Consider the following 5,181-nt stretch of genomic DNA (forward strand, 5'->3'; position numbering starts at 1 on the left):
TTTTCTGCTTATTTATATAAGAATATCATATTTTTGACCGAAACGGTAAGCGCTTCTTTTATTTTCGGCATTTCGCGCATAGGCAGGCGATTCTGTTTTGTCTATATTTTACAACCAAATCGCAGACAATTCTGGGCTCAATCCAATGCCCTATCCAAGCCTTCCAATCAGCTTTATGCACTCTCATAGCCATTTACGCACCTACATTACATCTGCCATTATTCAGCTTCTGCCGCTCTCGCCTCCACTTCTCTCTTCTGTACATCGCCCGGAGCCTGCTCGTAGCGGCTGAACTCATAGGAGAATTCACCGATACCGCCGGTCATGGAACGAAGGTCGGTGTTATAACCAAACAGCTCGGACATCGGGATATCTGCCTCGATGATCTGTTTGCCGTGATGGTTGGAGTTCATACCGAGAACACGACCTCTTCTGCGGTTCAGATCGCCCATAACGTCGCCGGTGAATTTATCCGGAACGGTTACTTTCAGAGATGCGATCGGCTCAAGGAGAACTGGATTCGCTTCCATGAACGCTTTCTTGAATGCCAGCGTCGCTGCCATCTTGAATGCCATCTCGGAGGAGTCAACCGGATGATAGGAACCATCTAACAGGGTTGCTTTCACACCGACAACCGGATATCCAGCCAACGGACCCTTCTGTACGCATTCCTGAACACCTTTCTCAACTGCCGGGAAGTAGTTCTTTGGAACGGCACCGCCAAATACCTTCTCTTCGAATACATATGGTGTCTCCAGATCGCCGGACGGCTCGAAGGACATCTTAACATCGCCGTACTGTCCATGTCCACCAGACTGTTTCTTATATTTGCCCTGTGCTTCTACTTTCTTGCGAAGTGTCTCGCGGAATGCAAATTTCGGTTTGCTGAGCACAATGTCTACTTTATATCTTGCCTGCAGCTTGCTGACAACGACTTCGAGCTGCTGCTCGCCGATGCCGTAAAGTAAGGTCTGACGGTTCTCGGTATCGCTGACGCTTCTGAGTGTCAGATCTTCGTCCATCATCTTCGCCAGTGCACTGGAGATCTTGTCCTCATCGCCTTTGGTCTTAGCTGCGTATGCCATGTAGGTATACGGGGTAGAAATCTTCGGTTTGTGGTATACAATCGGAGCCGTGCGGACTGCGATGGTATCGCCGGTCTGAGTAACGTTTAATTTGGCAACCGCGCCGATATCGCCCGCCTTTAATTCCGGAACCTCGATGACATCCTTGCCGCGGAGAACATATACTTTCTGAACTTTCTCTTCAGCGTCTTTGTTTACATTGTAGATAACGGTATCTGGTTTTAAGGTACCGGTACAAACCTTCATCAGGGAGTATTTGCCGATGAACGGGTCAACCACAGTCTTGAAAACACGTGCCGACAGGGATACATCGTCATTATATTTAGCGGTAAAGCGCTCTGCGGTCGATACATCGACACCGACACACTCGAACTTGTCCGGTGACGGGAAGTATTTATCGATCGCCTGCAGCAAATATGCGAAGCCCTGTGCATTGATGCCGGAACCCATCATAACCGGAACGATGTTGCCCTCACTTACGTGCTCGCGCAGCGCCTGTGCGATCTCTTCCTGTGTAAATTCTTCACCGGAGAAATAGCGCTCCATATATTCTTCACTCGTCTCTGCCACTGCCTCGATCAGCGCATCACGGATGATGCCGAGGTTCTTCTTGGTGTACTCCGGAATCTCGCATTTCTCATATTCGCTTAAATGAGTGAAACGGCGGCCTTCCATCTTTACCGCATTGACAAAGCCGACAAATTTTTCATTTTCACGGATCGGCACCTGGAACGGCGCGATCTTACGGCCAAACTGTTTCTCCAGTTTTAAGATCAGCTCACGGAAGCTTGCCTGATCGTCATCCATGTTGGTAACGAAGAACAGGCGCGGCAGGTTGTACTCTTCACAGAGTTCCCATGCTTTCTCGGTTCCGACTTCGATGCCAGCCTTGCAGTTTACAACGATGACTGCTGCATCTGCTACACTGATAGCTTCCTCTACTTCTCCCACAAAATCAAAATAGCCAGGGGTATCTAACAGGTTAATCTTGATCGGTCCATCTTCTCCCTGATACTCCAACGGAATCAGCGTGGTGGAGATAGAGAACTGTCTCTTGATTTCTTCTTTATCATAATCGCTGATGGTGGTTCCTTCCGGAACTTTTCCCATTCTCTTGGTAGTACCTGTTACCAGTGCCAGCGCCTCTGCTACCGTTGTCTTGCCGGCACCGCCGTGCCCCAGTAACACTACATTGCGGATTTGTTTTGTCCCATACACGTTCATAGTTAAGTCCTCCCGTCTATTTATTTTGATGTTTTCTTCTTGTATTTCAACCTCTGTTCATATTGTACAAGAAAATAGAGAAAATTTCAAGTAAAACAACACCTTTATACAAAATTTATTCGTTTTATTTTGAAAAGCATTGAAAATGCGACAATTTCCCTGTTCAAAGGCGGTGAAATCAATCGCATTTTCGCAAATTTAGTAATAAACAGATGCAAAAAATTTTCTTTTTCACTTCAACGCGTAAAATCGTTGACAAGTGACTTGTTCTATTCTACAATAATTTCTAGTTTCATTTTTTTACTATACTACTTATGAAAGAGAGCGTAATTGCTATGAATACACCGATTAATCATCTTACCGCCGGTTTCATCGGACTCGGTCTGATCGGCGGCTCTATCGCCAGAGGTTTGAAACGCAGCGCCCCGGATATTCAGATCATGGCTTATATGCGGACCCGCGAAAAATTGGAACAGGCACATGCAGACGGCATTGTTGACCTGATTCTGGACGGCGTGGACGAGCATTTAAGCGAGTGCGACATCATTTTCCTGTGCACACCGGTTGAATTTAATGAATCCTATCTGCGCCAGATCCGGCCGTTCTTAAAGGAAGGCACGGTTGTGACTGACGTCGGAAGCACCAAGACCAGCATTCATGAGACCGTTGCCGCGCTCGGCATGGAAAGCTGCTTCGTCGGCGGACACCCGATGGCTGGCTCGGAAAAGACCGGCTACGAGAGTTCAACCGACCATTTGCTGGAAAATGCGTACTATATCATTACCCCGACGCCGCACACGCCGGCTTCCTACACTGACCGTATGGTGGATGTGGCAAATGCGATCGGTGCGCTGCCCCTGGTGCTGGATTACCATCGTCATGATTTCATTGTCGCGGCGATCAGCCATCTGCCGCACCTCATCGCCTCCAGCCTGGTCAACCTGGTACACGACTGCGACAGCGAGGATCAGATGATGAAACGGCTGGCTGCCGGAGGTTTCAAGGATATCACCCGTATTGCCTCCTCTTCTCCGGTCATGTGGGAACAGATCTGCATGACGAACACAGACAATATCACTGAGGTGCTGGATCGCTACATTGATTCCCTGACGACATTGCGGGAAGAACTGTCCGACCACCAGTCTAGAGCCATCTACCAGCTGTTTGAGTCCTCCCGCGACTACCGGAATTCGTTTGCAGAAACTCCAAAAGGATCGATACAGCCGGAATACGCCTTCTCCGCCGACGTGGTGGACGAGCCAGGTGCTATCTCCATCATTTCCTCGATCCTCTCCGGTAAAGNNCCTCGATCCTCTCCGGTAAAGGAATCAGTATCAAAAATATCGGCATCAGCCACAACCGTGAGCATGGCGAGGGCGCGCTGCGGATCAGCTTCTACGACAAGGATTCGATGGAAGCGGCGTGGGCGCGTTTGAAGAAATACAATTACACGCTGTTCGCGTAGACTGCAATGTATGTTTCAAACTTAACTTTCAACATTAATGTTTAGGCAGGTACAACTATGAACTCACTGAAATTTACCCATACATCTTCTCTCCGGGGCGAACTGACCGTTCCGGGAGACAAGTCCATCTCCCACCGCAGCGTCATGTTCGGCGCTCTTGCAGACGGACTGACCGAAATCCACGGCTTCCTGCAGGGCGCAGACTGTCTCTCCACGATCTCCTGTTTTTCCAAAATGGGAATCTCGATCGAAAATCAGGGCGAGACCGTTCTCGTCCACGGACGTGGACTGCACGGGCTGACTGCCCCAGACTCCGTTTTAGACTGCGGCAACAGCGGCACCACAACACGCCTGATCTCCGGCATTCTCTCGGCCCAGAAATTTGACACAACACTGACCGGCGACGCTTCCATCCAGAAACGCCCGATGAAGCGCATCATCGATCCTCTCTCCCAGATGGGCGCAAAGATCGAGAGTGTCAATGGAAATGGCTGCGCGCCGCTCCATATCACCGGCTCACCGCTGCATCACCGGCTCACCGCTGCACGGCATCCATTATAATTCTCCGGTTGCCTCCGCCCAGGTCAAATCCTCGATTCTGCTGGCAGGTCTGTATGCCGACGGAGAAACCCGCGTGACCGAACCGTACATCTCCCGCGATCACAGTGAACGGATGCTGTCCGCATTCGGCGCAGACATCCACACAGAAGGAACCACCGCGATTTTACAGCCGGCAAAACAGCTCTATGGACAGAAAATTCTGGTTCCGGGCGATATCTCCTCCGCTGCCTTTTTTATCGCAGCCGGACTCATCGTACCGGATTCAGAAATCTTAATTAAAAATGTCGGTATCAACCCGACCCGCGACGGCATCCTGCGCGTCTGCAAGGCGATGAACGCGGACGTCGAACTTCTCAATGTAAACACCGCCTCCGGCGAACCGACCGCCGACCTGCTCGTCCGCTCCGGTAAGCTGACTGGAACCGCGATCGAGGGTGCGATCATCCCGACTCTCATCGACGAGCTTCCGGTGATCGCTGCGATGGCGTGCTATGCCGAGGGAACCACCGTCATACGCGATGCCGCGGAACTGAAGGTAAAAGAGTCAAACCGCATTGCTGTCATGGTAGAGAATTTAACTGCTATGGGCGCGGATGTGACCGAGACCGAGGATGGCATGATCATCCACGGCGGCAAGCCGCTGCACGGTGCTGTGATCGACAGCAAGAAGGATCACCGCATCGCCATGACCTTCGCCGTTGCCGCACTCGGCGCTTCCGGCGAGACCGAAATTCTGGATGCAGACTGCGTGAACATCTCCTATCCGGGATTCTATGGGGATCTGGAACGGTTGTGTAAATAAAATGTGACTATGCATATTTGAGACAAAAAGGGCAGGAAAAGCTT

Annotated in this window: 3 protein-coding genes and 1 pseudogene; 3 read left to right on the forward strand and 1 reads right to left on the reverse strand. The window is 50.5% G+C overall.

Features of this window, described 5'->3' with window-relative positions; all coding sequences use genetic code 11:
- Positions 1-189, forward strand: a 189-nt coding sequence (locus QVO97_RS09905) for a hypothetical protein (protein WP_288189579.1), incomplete at its 5' end; no start/stop codon positions are given.
- A gap of 29 nt (positions 190-218) precedes the next feature.
- Here QVO97_RS09905 and QVO97_RS09910 read toward each other — a convergent pair.
- Positions 219-2,309, reverse strand: coding sequence for an elongation factor G (locus tag QVO97_RS09910; RefSeq protein ID WP_022360169.1), 2,091 nt, complete (start codon positions 2,307-2,309; stop codon positions 219-221).
- Positions 2,310-2,644: 335 nt separating this feature from the next.
- On the opposite strand from QVO97_RS09910, the gene QVO97_RS09915 reads away from it, so the two are divergent.
- Both QVO97_RS09915 and aroA read left to right on the forward strand, forming a co-directional pair.
- On the forward strand, positions 2,645-3,745 hold the full coding sequence (locus QVO97_RS09915; protein ID WP_022360170.1) for a prephenate dehydrogenase: 1,101 nt from the start codon (positions 2,645-2,647) through the stop codon (positions 3,743-3,745).
- Between the two features lie 86 nt (positions 3,746-3,831).
- Positions 3,832-5,137 (forward strand): annotated as a pseudogene (aroA, locus tag QVO97_RS09920) (3-phosphoshikimate 1-carboxyvinyltransferase).
- Positions 5,138-5,181: the final 44 nt, after the last annotated feature.

The sequence above is a fragment of the Clostridium sp. CAG:43 genome (assembly GCF_000434655.1).
Classification (GTDB): domain Bacteria; phylum Bacillota; class Clostridia; order Lachnospirales; family Lachnospiraceae; genus Otoolea; species Otoolea fessa.